The sequence below is a fragment of the Parazoarcus sp. PS-13 R2A genome, assembly GCF_057621855.1.
In genome coordinates, this window is record NZ_JBYEXN010000007.1 from 62,529 (window position 1) to 77,987 (window position 15,459).

At 61.2% G+C, this 15,459-nt stretch carries 14 protein-coding genes; 3 read left to right on the plus strand and 11 right to left on the minus strand.

Going from position 1 to position 15,459, the window contains the following annotated elements:
- The 8 genes from rseP to rpsB form a co-directional block, all read right to left on the minus strand.
- Positions 1-1,380, minus strand: a complete 1,380-nt coding sequence (gene rseP / locus AC22G6_RS08590; protein WP_487366440.1) for an RIP metalloprotease RseP — start codon at positions 1,378-1,380, stop codon at positions 1-3.
- Positions 1,377-2,579, minus strand: coding sequence for a 1-deoxy-D-xylulose-5-phosphate reductoisomerase (gene ispC, locus AC22G6_RS08595; RefSeq protein WP_487366441.1), 1,203 nt, complete (start codon positions 2,577-2,579; stop codon positions 1,377-1,379). Before ispC ends, rseP begins: the two co-directional genes overlap by 4 nt.
- Before the next feature lie 14 nt (positions 2,580-2,593).
- The gene (locus AC22G6_RS08600) at positions 2,594-3,421 is read right to left on the minus strand and encodes a phosphatidate cytidylyltransferase (RefSeq protein ID WP_487366442.1); all 828 of its coding nucleotides are present in this window, start codon (positions 3,419-3,421) and stop codon (positions 2,594-2,596) included.
- Entirely contained in the window at positions 3,414-4,193 is a 780-nt protein-coding gene (gene uppS / locus AC22G6_RS08605) for a polyprenyl diphosphate synthase (protein ID WP_487366443.1), read from the minus strand. Before uppS ends, AC22G6_RS08600 begins: the two co-directional genes overlap by 8 nt.
- Positions 4,194-4,241: 48 nt before the next feature.
- Positions 4,242-4,799, minus strand: coding sequence for a ribosome recycling factor (frr, locus tag AC22G6_RS08610; protein ID WP_108948315.1), 558 nt, complete (start codon positions 4,797-4,799; stop codon positions 4,242-4,244).
- 17 nt (positions 4,800-4,816) lie between these two features.
- Positions 4,817-5,533: a UMP kinase gene (gene pyrH / locus AC22G6_RS08615; RefSeq protein WP_108948316.1), complete on the minus strand. Its 717-nt coding sequence runs from the start codon at positions 5,531-5,533 to the stop codon at positions 4,817-4,819.
- A 12-nt stretch (positions 5,534-5,545) separates the two neighbouring features.
- Entirely contained in the window at positions 5,546-6,436 is an 891-nt protein-coding gene (gene tsf, locus AC22G6_RS08620) for a translation elongation factor Ts (RefSeq protein WP_487366444.1), read from the minus strand.
- Between the two features lie 82 nt (positions 6,437-6,518).
- Positions 6,519-7,274 carry a 30S ribosomal protein S2 gene (gene rpsB / locus AC22G6_RS08625; protein WP_487366445.1) on the minus strand — a complete coding sequence of 252 codons (756 nt, stop codon included), beginning with the start codon at positions 7,272-7,274 and terminating at the stop codon, positions 6,519-6,521.
- A gap of 278 nt (positions 7,275-7,552) precedes the next feature.
- Between rpsB and map the strand changes: the two genes are divergently transcribed.
- Positions 7,553-8,371: a type I methionyl aminopeptidase gene (map, locus tag AC22G6_RS08630; RefSeq protein ID WP_487366446.1), complete on the plus strand. Its 819-nt coding sequence runs from the start codon at positions 7,553-7,555 to the stop codon at positions 8,369-8,371.
- 24 nt (positions 8,372-8,395) lie between these two features.
- Positions 8,396-10,969: a [protein-PII] uridylyltransferase gene (locus AC22G6_RS08635; RefSeq protein ID WP_487366447.1), complete on the plus strand. Its 2,574-nt coding sequence runs from the start codon at positions 8,396-8,398 to the stop codon at positions 10,967-10,969.
- Between the two features lie 67 nt (positions 10,970-11,036).
- Here the strand turns inward: AC22G6_RS08635 and AC22G6_RS08640 are convergent, their stop codons facing one another.
- On the minus strand, positions 11,037-11,546 hold the full coding sequence (locus AC22G6_RS08640; protein ID WP_108948321.1) for a TIGR00645 family protein: 510 nt from the start codon (positions 11,544-11,546) through the stop codon (positions 11,037-11,039).
- A 60-nt stretch (positions 11,547-11,606) separates the two neighbouring features.
- Complete coding sequence (locus tag AC22G6_RS08645; RefSeq protein WP_487366448.1) at positions 11,607-12,344, minus strand: S-methyl-5'-thioinosine phosphorylase; 738 nt, start codon at positions 12,342-12,344, stop codon at positions 11,607-11,609.
- A 151-nt stretch (positions 12,345-12,495) separates the two neighbouring features.
- Here AC22G6_RS08645 and typA point away from each other — a divergent pair, with 151 nt between their 5' ends.
- Positions 12,496-14,313, plus strand: a complete 1,818-nt coding sequence (typA, locus tag AC22G6_RS08650) for a translational GTPase TypA (protein ID WP_487366449.1) — start codon at positions 12,496-12,498, stop codon at positions 14,311-14,313.
- Positions 14,314-14,504: 191 nt separating this feature from the next.
- Here the strand turns inward: typA and galU are convergent, their stop codons facing one another.
- Entirely contained in the window at positions 14,505-15,407 is a 903-nt protein-coding gene (gene galU / locus AC22G6_RS08655) for a UTP--glucose-1-phosphate uridylyltransferase GalU (RefSeq protein ID WP_108948324.1), read from the minus strand.
- Between the last annotated feature and the right edge of the window lie 52 nt (positions 15,408-15,459).

Here is a 15,459-nt window from a genome sequence, read left to right on the forward strand (position 1 = left end):
TCAGCCGGAGATTAGACGATTGATGTCGTTGTAGAAGGCAAATGCCATGAGCATGACAAGGAGCGCAAGGCCGATCTGCTGGCCGATCTCCATGACACGTTCCGAGACGGGACCGCCCTTGATGATTTCGATCACATAATACAGTAAATGCCCGCCATCCAGCACCGGGATGGGTAGCAGGTTGAGCACTCCCAGGCTGATGCTGATGAGCGCCAGGAACTTGATGTAGTGACCCAGTCCAAGCTGCGCCGACTGCCCCGCATAGTCCGCAATCGTGACCGGCCCGGACAGGTTCTTCCACGAGATCTCACCGGTGAACATCCGTCCGATCATCTGCAGGCTGAGTACGCTGGTATCCCAGGTCTGCCGCACGGCCTTCTCAAGGCCGTCGACGATGCCGTACCGAACCTCGGCGAACATCGTCAGCCCGCCAAGCACCGGTTCCGCGACCGCAATGCCGATGCGTCCGATGCTTTCGCCATTCTCAGAGGCCGCGTCGGGCACGATGGCAAAACTGCGCTCCACGCCGTCGCGTTTCACCCCGAACACACGCTCGCGCCCGGCAGACTCGCGCACCTGCGCCACCATTTCACCCCACGATCCGATGGGCTCGCCGTCGATCGCGATGATCTCGTCGCCCGCCACCAGACCGGCGCGAGCGGCGGGACCGTCGTCGACCAGCCTCCCAACGACAGCGGGAATCTCCGGTCGCCATGGGCGCAGACCGATCCGTGCGATGAGGTCCGTGCTGCTGTCATCGATATCCAGACCGGCAAGATCCAGCGTGCGCATGGTCTCGACTTCCTCGAGCGTTCGAATGCGCAGGCTCACCTTGTTACTGTCGAGGGCATGGCGCAGAAGAACCCAGCGCAGATCCTGCCAGCTCTGCACGGGCTCGTCGTCAATCGCGACAACGAGATCCCCGTCGCGAATGCCTGCCAGTTGTGCCGGGTTCGAGCTCGCAGCGTCACTGACCTCCACGGTCGAGATCCGGGGACGAAGTTCGTCAGTGCCGACGACGAAAATGCCCCAGTAAAGCACGATGGCCAACAGGAAGTTCGCAAGCGGACCAGCCGCGACGATCGCAAACCGGTGCCAGACACTCTTGCGATTGAAGGCCCGGTGAAGTTCGTCCGCGGCAACCGAACCCTCGCGTTCGTCGAGCATCTTGACGTAGCCGCCAAGCGGAAACGCGCCAAGCGCCCACTCCGTCCCGTCAGCACCAGCGCGCTTGACCACCAGCGGCTTGCCGAACCCGATGGAGAAGCGAAGCACTTTCACACCACACCACCGCGCGACAAGGTAGTGGCCAAGTTCGTGGACCAGGATAAGCAGGCCGAGTGCGAGGGCAAACGGAATCAGGTAGTGAAACAGGGTCATCGGGTCATGGCACGCTTGGTAATTTGGTCTCGGGCGATTTCTCGCGCATGGGCATCTGCAGCCAGAACTGCCTCCAGCGAATCGACCGCCATTACCCCGACACGTTCCAGCGTCGCAGAAATAACATCGCCAATACGCCGATATCCGAGGTTTCCGTCCAGGAATGCGGCCACGGCCTCTTCGTTTGCAGCGCTGAGCACGGCGGGTGCGGCGCCACCTGCACGCAAGGCCTGGTATGCCAGGGCAAGGCAGGGAAATCGCTCGAGATCCGGACGCTCGAACGTCAGCCGCGAGATCTCGACCAGATCGAGTGCCCCAACGCCGGAATCGATCCGTTCAGGCCACGCCAGTGCATGGGCAATCGGCGTGCGCATGTCGGGATTGCCAAGCTGGGCGATCACCGAGCCGTCGATGTAATCCACCATCGAGTGGATGACGCTCTGCGGATGAATTACGACTTCGATCTGGTCCGCCGACGCACCAAACAGCCAGTGCGCCTCGATGACTTCGAGCCCCTTGTTCATCATCGTGGCCGAGTCGACGGAAATCTTGCGCCCCATCACCCAGTTCGGGTGCGCGCAAGCCTGATCGGGCGTGACATGCTCAAGATCTTCGACCGCCGAATCTCGGAAGGGACCACCTGAGGCCGTCAGCAGAATGCGCCGGACACCGCTCGCACCCGGATTGCGCTGATAGCTGACGGGCAGGGACTGGAAAACCGCATTGTGTTCGCTATCAATCGGGAGCAGGCAGGCCCCTGATGCCGCAACCGCATCCATGAACAGCTGCCCGGAGAGAACCAGCGCTTCCTTGTTCGCCAGCAACACCTTCTTGCCTGCGCGTGCCGCTGCAAGCGTAGGCTCAAGACCGGCAGCGCCGACGATTGCAGCCATGACCGCGTCAACCTCGGCAGCGGCCGCGACCTCTGCAAGCGCAGCGGCGCCGGACAGCACCTCGGTTGCGCAACCGGCCGCGCGTAACCGTGCACGCAGTTGCAGCGCCGCGTCAGCATCGACCATCACCGCATAGCGCGGGCCAAAGCGACTGCACTGCTCAACCATCTTGTCCACCTGGCGATTGGCCGTGAGCGCAAAGACCGCATAGCGTTCGGGGTGACGGCCGATGACATCCAGCGTACTGACGCCGATCGAACCAGTGGCGCCAAGAATGGTGACGTGCTGCAGACGTGAGTCAGGCATGAAGGGTCAAATTGTCAGCGTGCGAGCCAAAGGGCCAGCAGGCCTGCCATTGGCAGGGTTGAAGTGAGACTGTCGATGCGATCGAGAATACCGCCATGACCGGGGAGGATGGCACCGCTGTCCTTGATCCCGGCCTGACGCTTGAGCAGCGATTCGAACAGGTCACCGATGATGCTGACCGCGGTAAATGCGAGCAGCAAGGGCAAGGCAGCCGTATACAGCCATCCCGGCGTATCGAAAGCGGCAAAGAAAAAGAGCAGCACGTAGCCGAAAACACTTACGCCCACAGCGGCGCCGAACGCACCTTCCCAGGTCTTCCCAGGACTGATCCCGGGCGCCAGCTTGCGCCGCCCGAATGCGCGACCGCTGAAATAGGCGGCAATATCGGCAACCCAGACCATTGCCATGATCGCCAGTAGCAACCATGGACCGAGCTGTCGGAGATGCGCCAGCGCCAGCGCCGGCGGCACCATCACCACCAGCCCTACCGCGATGGCCATGCCAGCGCTCGACAGGCGCCATTTCAGCCGCAACCAGAAGGGGATGGCAAGCAGCCAGAAAAGCGCACTGGAGAGATAAAGCGGCGCCAGCAGGCCGATAACAGGCGTCGACGCTCCACCAAGTCCGGACAATGCCCCGAGCACTCCGCACAGCACGCCGGTCAGAACCGCAAAGATCGTGCGACCGGGCATGGCGAAGCGTGCGAGTCCGCCCCACTCCCACGCGGCCCCGCCGCAAACCAGCGCGCAGAACGCGAGCCAGAGCGAGGCGGGCAACATGAACACGGCAGCAAGCAGACCGAAAAGCAGAATGAACGCAGTGATGATCCGCGTTTTAAGCATGACGCCCCGCACTTGCAGCATCCTTCACCTGATCGCTGGTGCGACCAAACCGGCGTTCACGCCCCTGGTAGGACTCGATGGCACGGCCAAGCGCCTTGGCATTGAAATCGGGCCAAAGCGTATCGGTGAAGTGTAGTTCGGTATAAGCCAGTTGCCAGAGCAGGAAATTGCTGATGCGCTGCTCGCCACCGGTACGGATGAAAAGATCCGGCTCGGGCGCGAAGCTCATCGACAGCTCGGCCTCAAGCGCCTCTTCCGTGACGGGTAACTCTTCGCCCAGATGCTTGGCCAGTACTTTTGAAACGGCCTGAAGAATGTCCCAGCGACCGCCGTAGTTTGCCGCGATCGTGAGGTTGAAGCGGGTATTGCCTGCAGTCAGGGCTTCGGCTGCATGGATCACATCCACCAGTTTCCTGTCGAAACGGGAGACATCTCCGATCACACGGAAGCGAATACCGTTCTCGTGCAAGCGATCCACCTCTTTCTGCAGCGACTTGATGAACAGCTGCATCAGAAATGAGACTTCATCGGCGGGACGGCGCCAGTTCTCGGAACTGAAGGCGAACAGGGTCAGGTACTCGACCCCCCGATCCATGCAGGACCGGATGGTAGCGCGGACCGTATCGACGCCCCGGCTGTGGCCGGCGACGCGCGGCATGAATCGCTTCTTCGCCCAACGCCCGTTGCCGTCCATGATGATCGCAATGTGCCGGGGCACGCCGCTGGCTGCCGGAACGGCACGGGTGGAACTGGTAAAGCCAGAATCTGCCATCAATGGACTCCACGCATGGCCCTTGGCGGGCCATTCGGTTGTGGCAGATCAGATCTGCATCAGCTCCTGCTCTTTTTGCGCGAGCAGTTTGTCGATCTCGCCAACGTGGCGATCCGTCAGTTTCTGGATTTCGTCCTCGCCGCGACGCTCGTCGTCTTCAGAGATCAGTTTCTCCTTGACGGCATCCTTGAGCTGCTGATTTGCGTCACGACGCAGGTTGCGCACCGCAATCTTGGCGCTTTCGCCTTCGGTACGCACGACCTTTGTCAGGTCACGGCGACGTTCTTCGGTCAGCGCGGGCATCGGAACGCGGATGATCTCGCCCATGTTCGCAGGGTTGAGACCCAGATCGGAATCACGAATCGCCTTCTCGACCTTGGCCAGCATCGGCTTTTCCCAGGCCTGAACGCCGATGGTACGGGCATCGATGAGGGTGACGTTTGCGACCTGATTGACCGGCACCATGCTGCCGTAGTACTCGACCATCACATGATCGAGCAGGCCCGTGTGTGCGCGACCGGTGCGCACCTTGGCCAGGTCGAGCTTGAGTGCCTCGACCGACTTGTTCATTTTCTGTTCGGTCGTCTTCTTGATTTCGGAAATCATGGTTGTCCTTTCGTGAATCAGGAATGAACCAGTGTGCCCTCGTCCTCACCCATGACCACACGCTTGAGTGCGCCCGGTTTGAAGATCGAAAACACGTTGATCGGCAACTTCTGGTCTCGGCAAAGTGCAAATGCGGTCGAATCCAGCACTGCGAGATTGCGGCCGATTGCCTCGTCGAAACTGATGCGGTGAAAACGCTGGGCAGCGGGATCCTTCTTCGGATCAGCCGTATACACACCGTCCACCTTGGTGGCTTTCAGCACGATCTGGGCGCCAATCTCGGCACCACGAAGCGCAGCGGCCGTATCGGTCGTGAAGAAGGGGTTGCCCGTACCTGCGGCAAAGATGACAACCCGCCCCTCTTCAAGGTGACGGATCGCGCGGCCGCGAATATAGGGTTCGACCACCTGGTCGATGCGAAGCGCAGACTGAACACGCGCTTCGAGCCCCATCCGGCGCATGGCATCGGCAAGCGCCATGGCATTCATGACCGTAGCCAGCATGCCCATGTAGTCAGCCGTGGCACGGTCCATACCGGACGCTGCGCCTTTCATGCCGCGGAAAATGTTGCCGCCACCGATCACCACCCCAACCTGCACACCAAGACGCGACACCTCGGTGATCTCGGCGACAATGCGGCTGACCACATCCTCGTTGATCCCGTAGGCGTCATCACCCATCAAGGCTTCGCCCGAAAGCTTGAGCAGAATGCGGGAGTAAGCAGCAGCGGTCATTTTCAAAGCTCCTTACTTCTGCGCAGCAGCGGCAGCCTGGGCAGCCACTTCAGCAGCGAAGTCGTTCACTTTCTTCTCGATGCCTTCACCAACCACATACAGCGTGAAGCTGGCAATCGAAGCCGAACGCGACTTGAGCAGCGCCTCAACGGTCTGCTTGTCATCCTTGACGAAAGGCTGACCCAGCAGCGTGACTTCCTTCAGGTACTTCTGGACGGTACCGTCGGCAATCTTTTCGAGCATGGCTTCCGGCTTGCCGGCTTCGCGCGCCTTCTCGATCGCAATACGACGCTCTGCTTCGATCAGGTCGGAAGGCACGCCAGTGGAGTCGAGCGACTTCGGCTTGGACGCGGCGATGTGCATCGCGAGATCCTTGCCCATCTGCTCGTCACCACCAACCAGGTCGATCAGCACACCGATACGGGCGCCGGCGTGGATGTAGCTGGCGACAGAGCCCTTCGCTTCGATACGAACAAAACGACGCACGGTGATGTTCTCACCGATCTTGCCCACCAGTGCCGAACGGAACTGCTCGACGGTCTGGCCGTTGAGTTCGAGCGCAGCAAGCGCGTCGACATCAGCCGGGTTCTTCTCGGCGATCAGGGTCGCGAGCGACGCAGCCAGCGCGATGAAATCATCGTTCTTGGCGACGAAGTCGGTTTCGCAGTTGAGCTCGACCATTGCTGCGAGCTTGCCGTCGGCGGAAAGATGCGTGCCGACGATGCCTTCAGCGGTAACACGGGCTGCTGCCTTGGAAGCCTTGTTGCCGAGCTTGATGCGCAGGATTTCCTCAGCCTTGGCCATGTCGCCAGTTGCCTCGGTCAGTGCCTTCTTGCACTCCATCATCGGCGCGTCAGTCTTCTCGCGCAGTTCCTTGACCATGCTTGCGGTGATTTCCGCCATGCTAACTCCTGAATGTTCGTTTACAGCACACGGCGGGCACCGGCCCGCCGCGGAAAACTATCGTTTCAACCCCGAGGCAGGATCAGGCCTGTTCCTGGGAGTTCTCTTCTTCGACTTCAACAAACTCGTCGCCGCCGGCAGACACGATTTCCTGCAGCACCTGGCTGCGACCCTGCAGCACAGCATCGGCCACGCCGCGGGCGTACAGGCGGATGGCGCGCGAGAAGTCATCGTTGCCGGGGATCTCGTAATCCACGCCTTCGGGCGAGTGGTTGGTATCAACCACGGCCACGACCGGAATACCAAGCTTCTTGGCTTCGGTGATGGCAATCTTGTGGTAACCAACGTCGATCACGAACAGTGCATCGGGCAGGCCGCCCATGTCCTTGATGCCGCCGATACTCTTCTGCAGCTTGTCCATTTCGCGCTGGGCGGTCAGGGCTTCGCGCTTGCTCAGACGCTCCATGGAACCGTCTTCGACCATCGCTTCCATTTCCTTCAGGCGCTTGATCGACTGCTTGACCGTCTTGAAGTTGGTCAGCATGCCGCCGAGCCAGCGCTCGTCAACGAAAGGCATGCCTGCACGACGTGCTTCCTCGGCGAGAATCTCGCGAGCCTGACGCTTGGTGCTGACAAACAGGATGGTGCCGCGGTTTGCCGACAGCTTGCGGGCAAAGTCCATGGCTTCGTTGTACTTGACCATCGTCTTTTCGAGGTTGACGATGTGGATCTTGTTGCGGTGGCCGAAGATGTACGGGGCCATACGCGGATTCCAGAAACGGGTCTGGTGACCAAAGTGAACGCCCGCTTCGAGCATCTGACGCATTGTTACTGACATGTGAAACTCCAGATCTAGGGTTAGCCTCCGCCGAACCGGATGCGAAGCGCTGCCGGACACCCGTCCTGACAAGCTTTTCGCACCTGCGCCGCAACAGACGTAATACCTGCATGCGGACCCCGATCGATTCGGCGTGTGGATTTTGCCTGCGCAAGCAGACAAGCCCGTGATGATAGCACTGAGACATGACAGCGCTCAAGCCAAGATGCAATGTCGAGTTTGCCCGCAGAGGACGCATGCGCTAGCCTAGAGACCTTTTACACCCCCTCTTCCCCACCATGAGCATCACGATAAAGACCGCAGAGCAAATAGAACAGATGCGCGTCGCCTGCCGCCTGGCCGCAGAGGTCCTTGATTACATCGAGCCCTTTGTACAGCCTGGCGTCACCACGGGCGAACTCGACCGCCTGTGCCACGACTACATGGTCAACGTTCAGAACACCATCCCCGCGCCGCTCAACTATGCGCCGCCGGGTTACACGCCCTACCCGAAGTCGATCTGCACCTCGATCAACCATCAGGTCTGCCATGGCGTACCGGGCGACAAGGCGCTGAAGAAGGGCGACATCGTCAACCTGGATATCACCGTGATTACGCCCGAGGGCTTTCATGGCGACACCAGCCGCATGTTCATCGTCGGCAAGGAAGGTTCGATTCTCGCCAAGCGCCTGTGCCAGGTGACCTTCGAATGCCTCTGGCTCGGCATCGCAGCAGTTCGTCCGGGCGCGCGACTGGGCGACATCGGCCACGTCATTCAGCGTCACGCGGAAGGCAACGGTTTTTCCGTCGTGCGCGAATTCTGCGGGCACGGAATCGGACTCAAGTTTCACGAAGAACCGCAGGTGCTGCACTACGGCAAGCCGGGCACTGGCGTCGAGCTCGAAGCCGGGATGATCTTCACCATCGAACCGATGATCAACGCAGGCAAAGCCGCGATTTCCGAGCTGCCCGACGGCTGGACCATCGTCACCAAGGATCGCAGCCTGTCCGCGCAGTGGGAACACACCATCGTGGTGACCGAGACCGGCGTCGAAGTGCTCACGCTGTCCGCCAACTGCCCGCCGCCGCCCGCACTCGTTGCAGACCGATTCGCCTGAGGGCGCACAGCAGGAAAGACAACTTTGACCTCAAGCGATCCACTGCAGCAAGCCATCAACGACGAACGCCAGCACCTGATCGACGGACACGCAAGCCTGCGAGCCGCCTATGAAGCGCACCCCCTCACGGCCCAGCTGCTTCATGGCCGGTCGAAGCTCGTAGACAGCACGATCGGGCGGCTATGGAAGGCCAGCGGCATTCCGGCCAGCGTTGCGCTGGTCGCAGTGGGCGGTTATGGCCGGGGCGAGCTCTTCCCCTGCTCCGACGTAGACCTGCTGATCCTCCTGCCCGCCCCCCCTGACGAAGCACTGCAGTCCCAGCTGTCGATGCTGGTCGGGGCGCTGTGGGACGTTGGCCTGGATATCGGGCACAGCGTGCGCACCATCGAAGAGTGTCTCGACGCGTCGCTTGGCGACATCACGGTGCAGACCACGCTGCTCGAGGCACGCCTGCTCACTGGCAACGCCGAGCTGTTCAAGGACTTCACCGAACGCTACCGTGAGCAACTCGATGTTCGCGCCTTCTTCAAGGCCAAGCAGCTCGAACAGGAGCAGCGCTACGCCCGCTATCACGACACCCCCTACGAACTTGAGCCCAACTGCAAGGAGAGCCCCGGCGGCTTGCGCGACCTGCAGATGCTGGGCTGGATCTCGCGCGCGGCGGGACTAGGGCGAAACTGGCGCGAACTTGCCCGCCGTCGCCTGATCACCGGCGAGGAGGCGAGCGACCTGCGCAGCGTCGAACGCTTCCTTCAGCACGTCCGGATCCGCCTGCACTATCTCGCGGGCCGCGCCGAGGACAGACTGCTGTTCGATCATCAGGAAAGACTGGCCCACATCATGGGCATCGAGGCTACCGCCGCAAAGCGCGCCTCCGAAATCCTGATGCAGCGCTACTACCTTACGGCGAAGACGGTCACCCAGATCAACGGCATCCTGCTGCAGAACTACGGCACGGAGATCTTCCCGGACCGAAACTCACCCGCGATCGTCATCAACAGCCGCTTTCAGGCGGTTCGCGAACTGCTGGACATCCGCAATGACAATGTTTTCGAGCGCACGCCGTCCGCCCTGCTCGAGTGCTTCCTGCTGCTGGAGCAGCGCTCCGAACTGAAGGGAATGACCGCGCGAACGCTGCGCGCCGTATGGCTCAATCGCAAGCGCGTCAACGCGGCGTTCCGAGCCGACCCAAAGAATCGTGCCCTCTTCATGGAGATCGTGACCCAGAAGCGCGGCGTCGTTCACGCCTTCAGGCAGATGAACCAGTACGGCATCATGTCGCGCTACCTGCCGCCCTGGCGCAAGATCCTGTGCCAGATGCAGCACGACCTGTTTCATGCCTACACGGTCGATCAGCACATTCTCATGGTCCTGCGCAACGTCCGCCGCTTCAGCATGGGGGAGCATGCGCATGAATACCCGCTGATGACCCGCCTCATCCTCGGCTTCGACCGCTACTGGCTGCTCTACATCGCAGCCCTCTTCCACGATATTGCAAAGGGCCGTGGCGGCGATCACTCCAAGCTCGGCATGACCGACGCGCGGGATTTCTGCCGCGATCACGGGATCGACAAGGATGACGCCGAACTGGTCGTCTGGCTGGTTCAGCACCATCTCACCATGTCGCACGTCGCGCAGAAGGAGGACACCTCCGACCCGGATGTGATTCACGCCTTCGCAACCACCGTGGGTGACGAGCGGCGCCTGACCGCGCTCTATCTTCTGACGCACGCAGACATTCGCGGCACCAGCCCCAAGGTATGGAACGGCTGGAAAGGCAAGCTTCTGGAGGATCTCTTCTTCGCCACCCAGCGCCTGCTCCGAGGCGCCACGCCGCAACAGGCGCTTGGGCTTGACGACCGCCAGGAGAACGCAAGCCACCTGTTGCGTTACCACGGCCTGCGTCAGGGCGTGGAAGATGCGCTCTGGGCCCAGCTGGACGCGGTGTACTTCATGCGCCATTCGCCCGAGGAGATTGCCTGGCACACCAGGGTGCTCTACTTCCGCCCGAACGCAGAGGAGCCCGTCGTCAAGGCACGCGTCTCCGACGAGGAGGACGGTGTCCAGGTCATGGTCTTCGCCCGCGACCAGAAGGATCTCTTCGTTCGCCTTACCGGCTTTTTCGGCCGGCTCGGCTTCACCATTCTTGATGCCAAGGTGCATACGACCCGTCACGGCTATGCGCTGGACAGTTTCATGCTGCAGGACAGCGGGCGCAGTGCGAGCTATCGCGACATCGTCGCCCTCATCGAGCACGAACTCAGCATCCTGCTGGTGAACCATGACGAGCCGCAGCGGCCCGGAAGCGGGCGCGTCTCGCGCCAGGTCAGACACTTTCCGGTCACGCCCAAGGTCAGCCTTCGCGCCGACGAAGCCGGGCGCCACCACATCCTGTCGCTCACTGCTTCGGACCGTCCCGGCCTGCTGTACGACGTTGCGGAGATTCTGGCGAAGCATGGCGTCAGCGTCGAAACCGCCAAGATTGCAACACTTGGCGAACGCGTCGAAGACACCTTCCTGCTTAGCGGAGGGGGACTGTCCCAGGACGCGCGAGTCCTGCGTATCGAACAGGAACTCATCGACAGACTGCAGGTGTGAACGCAGTCGGGGCGACTCTCACGAGCCGCCCCGACTGCTTGCAGACATCGATGCGCCGGGCGACCGTTCAGTGCCCTTTGCTGCCGTGCAGGCGATCCATCAGCGCATACAGCACACCTGAAAACAGGAAGGTGATGTGGATGCCGACCATCCATCCTAGCTCGCGGTCAGTCAGGTTCTGGACGTTCATGAAGGCCTTGAGCAGCTCGATTCCCGAAATGGCAACGATCGAGCCGATGAGCTTGATCTTGAGATCCGAGAAGCCGATGTGCCCCATCCAGTCCGGACGGTCCCGATGGCTGTGCAGGTCGTCCATCTTGGAGACGAAGTTCTCGTAGCCGCTGAACATGATGATGATCAGCAGGTTCATGATCAGTGCGATGTCCACCAGCGACAGCACCCCGATGATCAAATCGCCACCCGTGGCGGTCATGATGCTGCCAAAGATCCCAAACACTTCCTTGGTGAACTTGATCAGCAGAACGACCATGGCAAGCACCAGTCCGAAGTAGACCGGTGCCATCAGCCAGCGACTGGAAAACAGCAGGTGCTCGAAAGCGTTTTCGATTCGTTTCATGGGTTTCCGCAACGCGAATTGAACAGCGATGGATTGTAGCAGCGCAGCATTACACCACGCTCAGTCCTTGCAGACACGCTCCAGCAGATTGTGCACCCGCACCATCGCAGCCTGCAGAACCACTTCGATATCGTCGAAATGAATGCCCTGCTCGCTCGACGAACGCCCTGCGGCACAGTTCACCACGACATTGATCGCCGCATACGGCACGTCGAGCTCACGCGCAAGCACTGCCTCCGGCATGCCGGTCATGCCGACCAGGTCGGCGCCGTCACGCTCAAGCCGGTTGATCTCGGCCGCAGTCTCGAGCCGGGGTCCCTGGGTGGTCGCATAGACGCCGCCATCAAACACGGTCTCGCCAGCTGACGCCGCCGCTGCAAGCAGTCGCTGGCGCAGCGCCTCGTCGTAGGGACGCGTGAAATCGATGTGGCGAACGGGCTTGTCGACGCTGTCGAAATAGGTGCTCTTGCGGCCCCAGGTGTAGTCGATGATCTGATCCGGGATCACCAGCGCGCCGGGTACATAGTCGTCACGAATGCCGCCCACCGAAGCCACCGACACGATGGCACTGGCCTTTGCTTCCTTGAGCGCCCAGATGTTCGCCCGATAGTTCACCTGATGCGGCGGAATCGTGTGGCCATAGCCGTGCCGCGCAAGAAACACGACAGGCGTGTTGCACAGGGCGCCAAACGTCAGCGCCCCCGAGGGCTCGCCATAAGGAGTGCGAACGACTTCGCGACGGACGATCTCGAGACTGGAAAGCTGCGTCAGACCGGTGCCGCCAATGATTGCGAGCATTAGAATTCTCCGCTGAAAAACGGCGCGAATTCTATCACGCGCCCACTTTGCCGCTCCGCACGCGACCGCAAGCGAAATGACGCGGAAGATTCATGCTGCGCCGCGATAGCACGTGTTAGAATGATCGACTTTTCAAAGACTTCCCTTTCCCATGTCCCGTTCCATCCGCAACATCGCAATTATTGCCCACGTCGACCACGGCAAGACGACCCTGGTTGACCAGCTCCTGCGCCAGTCCGGCACCTTCCGTGAGAACCAGCAGATGGGCGAGCGGATCATGGACTCGGGCGATATCGAGAAGGAACGTGGCATCACGATTCTGTCGAAGAACTGTGCCATCCAGTACGGCGACACCCACATCAACATCGTTGACACCCCGGGACACGCTGACTTCGGCGGTGAAGTCGAGCGCGTGCTGTCGATGGTCGACAGCGTGCTGCTGCTGGTCGATGCGGTCGAAGGCCCGATGCCCCAGACCCGCTTCGTGACCCGCAAGGCACTTGCCCTCGGCCTCAAGCCGATCGTTGTGGTGAACAAGATCGACCGTCCGGGCGCACGTACCGACTGGGTGATCAACCACACCTTCGACCTCTTTGACAAACTCGGCGCGACCGACGAGCAGCTCGACTTCCCGGTCGTGTACGCCTCCGGCCTGAACGGCTTTGCCGTGATCAACGAAGACGACGAGCGCACCGACATGCGCCCGCTGTTCGAGGCCATCCTCAAGCACGTACCGCAGCCCGAAGTGGATGCGGACGGCCCGCTGCAAATGCAGGTGTGCTCGCTGGACTACTCGACCTACATGGGCCAGATGGGTATCGGCCGCATCAAGCGCGGTCGTGTCCGCCCCAACCAGGAAGTCGTCGTGATGTACGGCGACGAGAACCGTGGCAAGGGCAAGATCAGCCAGATCCTGACCTTCAAGGGTCTCGAGCGCTCGCCGGCCGAATCCGCCGAAGCCGGCGACATCGTGATCGTGGCCGGCCTGTCGCAGGTCAACATCGGCGTCACCATCTGTGACCCCGAAAACCTTGAAGGCATGACCCCGATCGCGGTGGACGAGCCGACCCTGACCATGAACTTCATGGTCAACTCCTCGCCGCTCGCCGGCCGTGAAGGCAAGTTCGTTACCAGCCGCCAGATTCGCGAGCGCCTGGAAAAGGAACTGCTCAAGAACGTCGCACTGCGGGTTAACTTCACCAGCGACTCCGACGTGTTCGAAGTCTCCGGCCGTGGCGAACTGCACCTGACCATCCTGCTCGAAAACATGCGTCGCGAAGGTTACGAACTGGCCGTGGGCCGCCCGCGTGTCGTGTTCAAGGAAATCGACGGCGTCAAGTGCGAGCCGTACGAAATGCTGACCGTCGACGTGGAAGAAGATCACCAGGGCGGCGTAATGGAAGAGCTCGGCCGCCGCCGTGGCGAGCTGCAGGACATGCAGCCGGACGGCAAGGGTCGTGTCCGTCTCGAGTACCGCATCCCCGCGCGTGGCCTCATCGGCTTCCAGGGCGAGTTCCTCACCATGACGCGTGGTACCGGCCTGGCCAGCCACGTGTTCGACGACTACGGTCCGATGGCCAGCGCCATGGCCGAGCGTCGCAACGGCGTGCTGATCTCGCAGAACGACGGCGACGCAGTTGCCTACGCACTGTGGAACCTCCAGGATCGCGGCCGCATGTTCGTGAGCCCGGGTGAAGCACTGTACGAAGGCATGATCATCGGCATCCACACCCGCGACAATGACCTCGTGGTCAACCCGATCAAGGGGAAGCAGCTGACCAACGTGCGTTCGTCCGGTACCGACGAAGCGGTTCGCCTGATTCCGCCGATCGGTCTGTCGCTGGAGTCGGCAATCGAGTTCATCGCCGACGACGAAATCGTCGAGATCACCCCGAAGAACATCCGCCTGCGCAAGCGTCACCTCAAGGAAAACGACCGCAAGCGTGCAGCCAAGAGCGACGCGGCTTAAGCCAGTTCAGCCAGTCCGCTTCTGACAGCAAAACGCCCCGCCTGAGTGATCAGGCGGGGCGTTTTTCGTTTCCGGCTGGGCCTTGGGCGAAAGGCACGCGGCACAGCGGGACATTCAGCATCGCTGCAGGGGCGCGCGCTGCCTTCGACTTTTCCGCAGGGGAATCGTGAAGGCAGACGACAGTCCGGTGCTTACTTGTCCTTCTTCTTGGTGACGGCGGCGCCAAAGCGCTCGTTGAGGTAGCTCGAAAGCTCTTCGCCGATCTCGTGATGGCGCAGACCAAGCTCGATCGTCGCCTTCAGATAGCCCATCTTGGAGCCGCAATCGTATCTCACCCCCTGGAACTGGTAAGACAGGACCGCCTCTTCCTTGAGCAGGGACGCGATCGCATCGGTCAGCTGATACTCGCCACCGGCGCCCGGCTTGAGCGCACGAATGTGATCGAAGATACGCGGGGTCAGGATGTAGCGTCCAACCACGGCCTGCGTGGTCGGCGCATCTGCGGGCTTCGGCTTCTCGATGATGCCGGTGACACGCTGTACATCACCGTTCTGGTTCTCGGTGCTGACGATACCGTACTGGCGGGTTTCCTCGCGCGGTACGTTCATGGTTCCGAGCACCGAGCAACGATGGTAGTTGTAGACACCAACCATCTGCTGCATCACCGACGAGGAGCCCGGGTTGTCGAGCAGGTCATCGGCGAGGATGACCGCAAAAGCCTCATCGCTCACAACATGGCTTGCGCACAGCACCGCATGCCCAAGGCCGAGCGCTTCGGACTGGCGGATGTAGATGCAGTTGACGCCTTTCGGCACGGTCTTCTTGACGATCTCGAGCAGCTCGTTCTTGCCGCGTGCCTCGAGCTCGGTTTCCAGCTCGTACGCCTTGTCGAAGTGATCCTCGATCGAGCGCTTGGTGCGCCCCGTGATGAAGATCATGTCGGTGATACCCGCCGCCACTGCCTCTTCGACCGCGTACTGGATCAGGGGCTTGTCGACGATCGGCAGCATTTCCTTCGGACTCGCCTTGGTGGCGGGCAAGAAACGCGTGCCCATGCCGGCTACGGGAAATACGGCCTTGGTGACTTTCTTCATGTATTCGACTCCTCGGTGTTCCTGTTCTGTAACGTTGGGAATGCTTGATCGT

What these genes read in the sequence shown, in the direction of transcription:
- frr (WP_108948315.1), bottom strand. Translation starts at nt 4,799, where the DNA reads ATGATTTCCGAAATCAAGAAGACGACCGAACAGAAAATGAACAAGTCG.
- map (WP_487366446.1), top strand. Translation starts at nt 7,553, where the DNA reads ATGAGCATCACGATAAAGACCGCAGAGCAAATAGAACAGATGCGCGTC.
- tsf (WP_487366444.1), bottom strand. Translation starts at nt 6,436, where the DNA reads ATGGCGGAAATCACCGCAAGCATGGTCAAGGAACTGCGCGAGAAGACT.
- AC22G6_RS08640 (WP_108948321.1), bottom strand. Translation starts at nt 11,546, where the DNA reads ATGAAACGAATCGAAAACGCTTTCGAGCACCTGCTGTTTTCCAGTCGC.
- galU (WP_108948324.1), bottom strand. Translation starts at nt 15,407, where the DNA reads ATGAAGAAAGTCACCAAGGCCGTATTTCCCGTAGCCGGCATGGGCACG.
- ispC (WP_487366441.1), bottom strand. Translation starts at nt 2,579, where the DNA reads ATGCCTGACTCACGTCTGCAGCACGTCACCATTCTTGGCGCCACTGGT.
- AC22G6_RS08645 (WP_487366448.1), bottom strand. Translation starts at nt 12,344, where the DNA reads ATGCTCGCAATCATTGGCGGCACCGGTCTGACGCAGCTTTCCAGTCTC.
- typA (WP_487366449.1), top strand. Translation starts at nt 12,496, where the DNA reads ATGTCCCGTTCCATCCGCAACATCGCAATTATTGCCCACGTCGACCAC.
- pyrH (WP_108948316.1), bottom strand. Translation starts at nt 5,533, where the DNA reads ATGACCGCTGCTGCTTACTCCCGCATTCTGCTCAAGCTTTCGGGCGAA.
- rpsB (WP_487366445.1), bottom strand. Translation starts at nt 7,274, where the DNA reads ATGTCAGTAACAATGCGTCAGATGCTCGAAGCGGGCGTTCACTTTGGT.
- rseP (WP_487366440.1), bottom strand. Translation starts at nt 1,380, where the DNA reads ATGACCCTGTTTCACTACCTGATTCCGTTTGCCCTCGCACTCGGCCTG.
- uppS (WP_487366443.1), bottom strand. Translation starts at nt 4,193, where the DNA reads ATGGCAGATTCTGGCTTTACCAGTTCCACCCGTGCCGTTCCGGCAGCC.
- AC22G6_RS08600 (WP_487366442.1), bottom strand. Translation starts at nt 3,421, where the DNA reads ATGCTTAAAACGCGGATCATCACTGCGTTCATTCTGCTTTTCGGTCTG.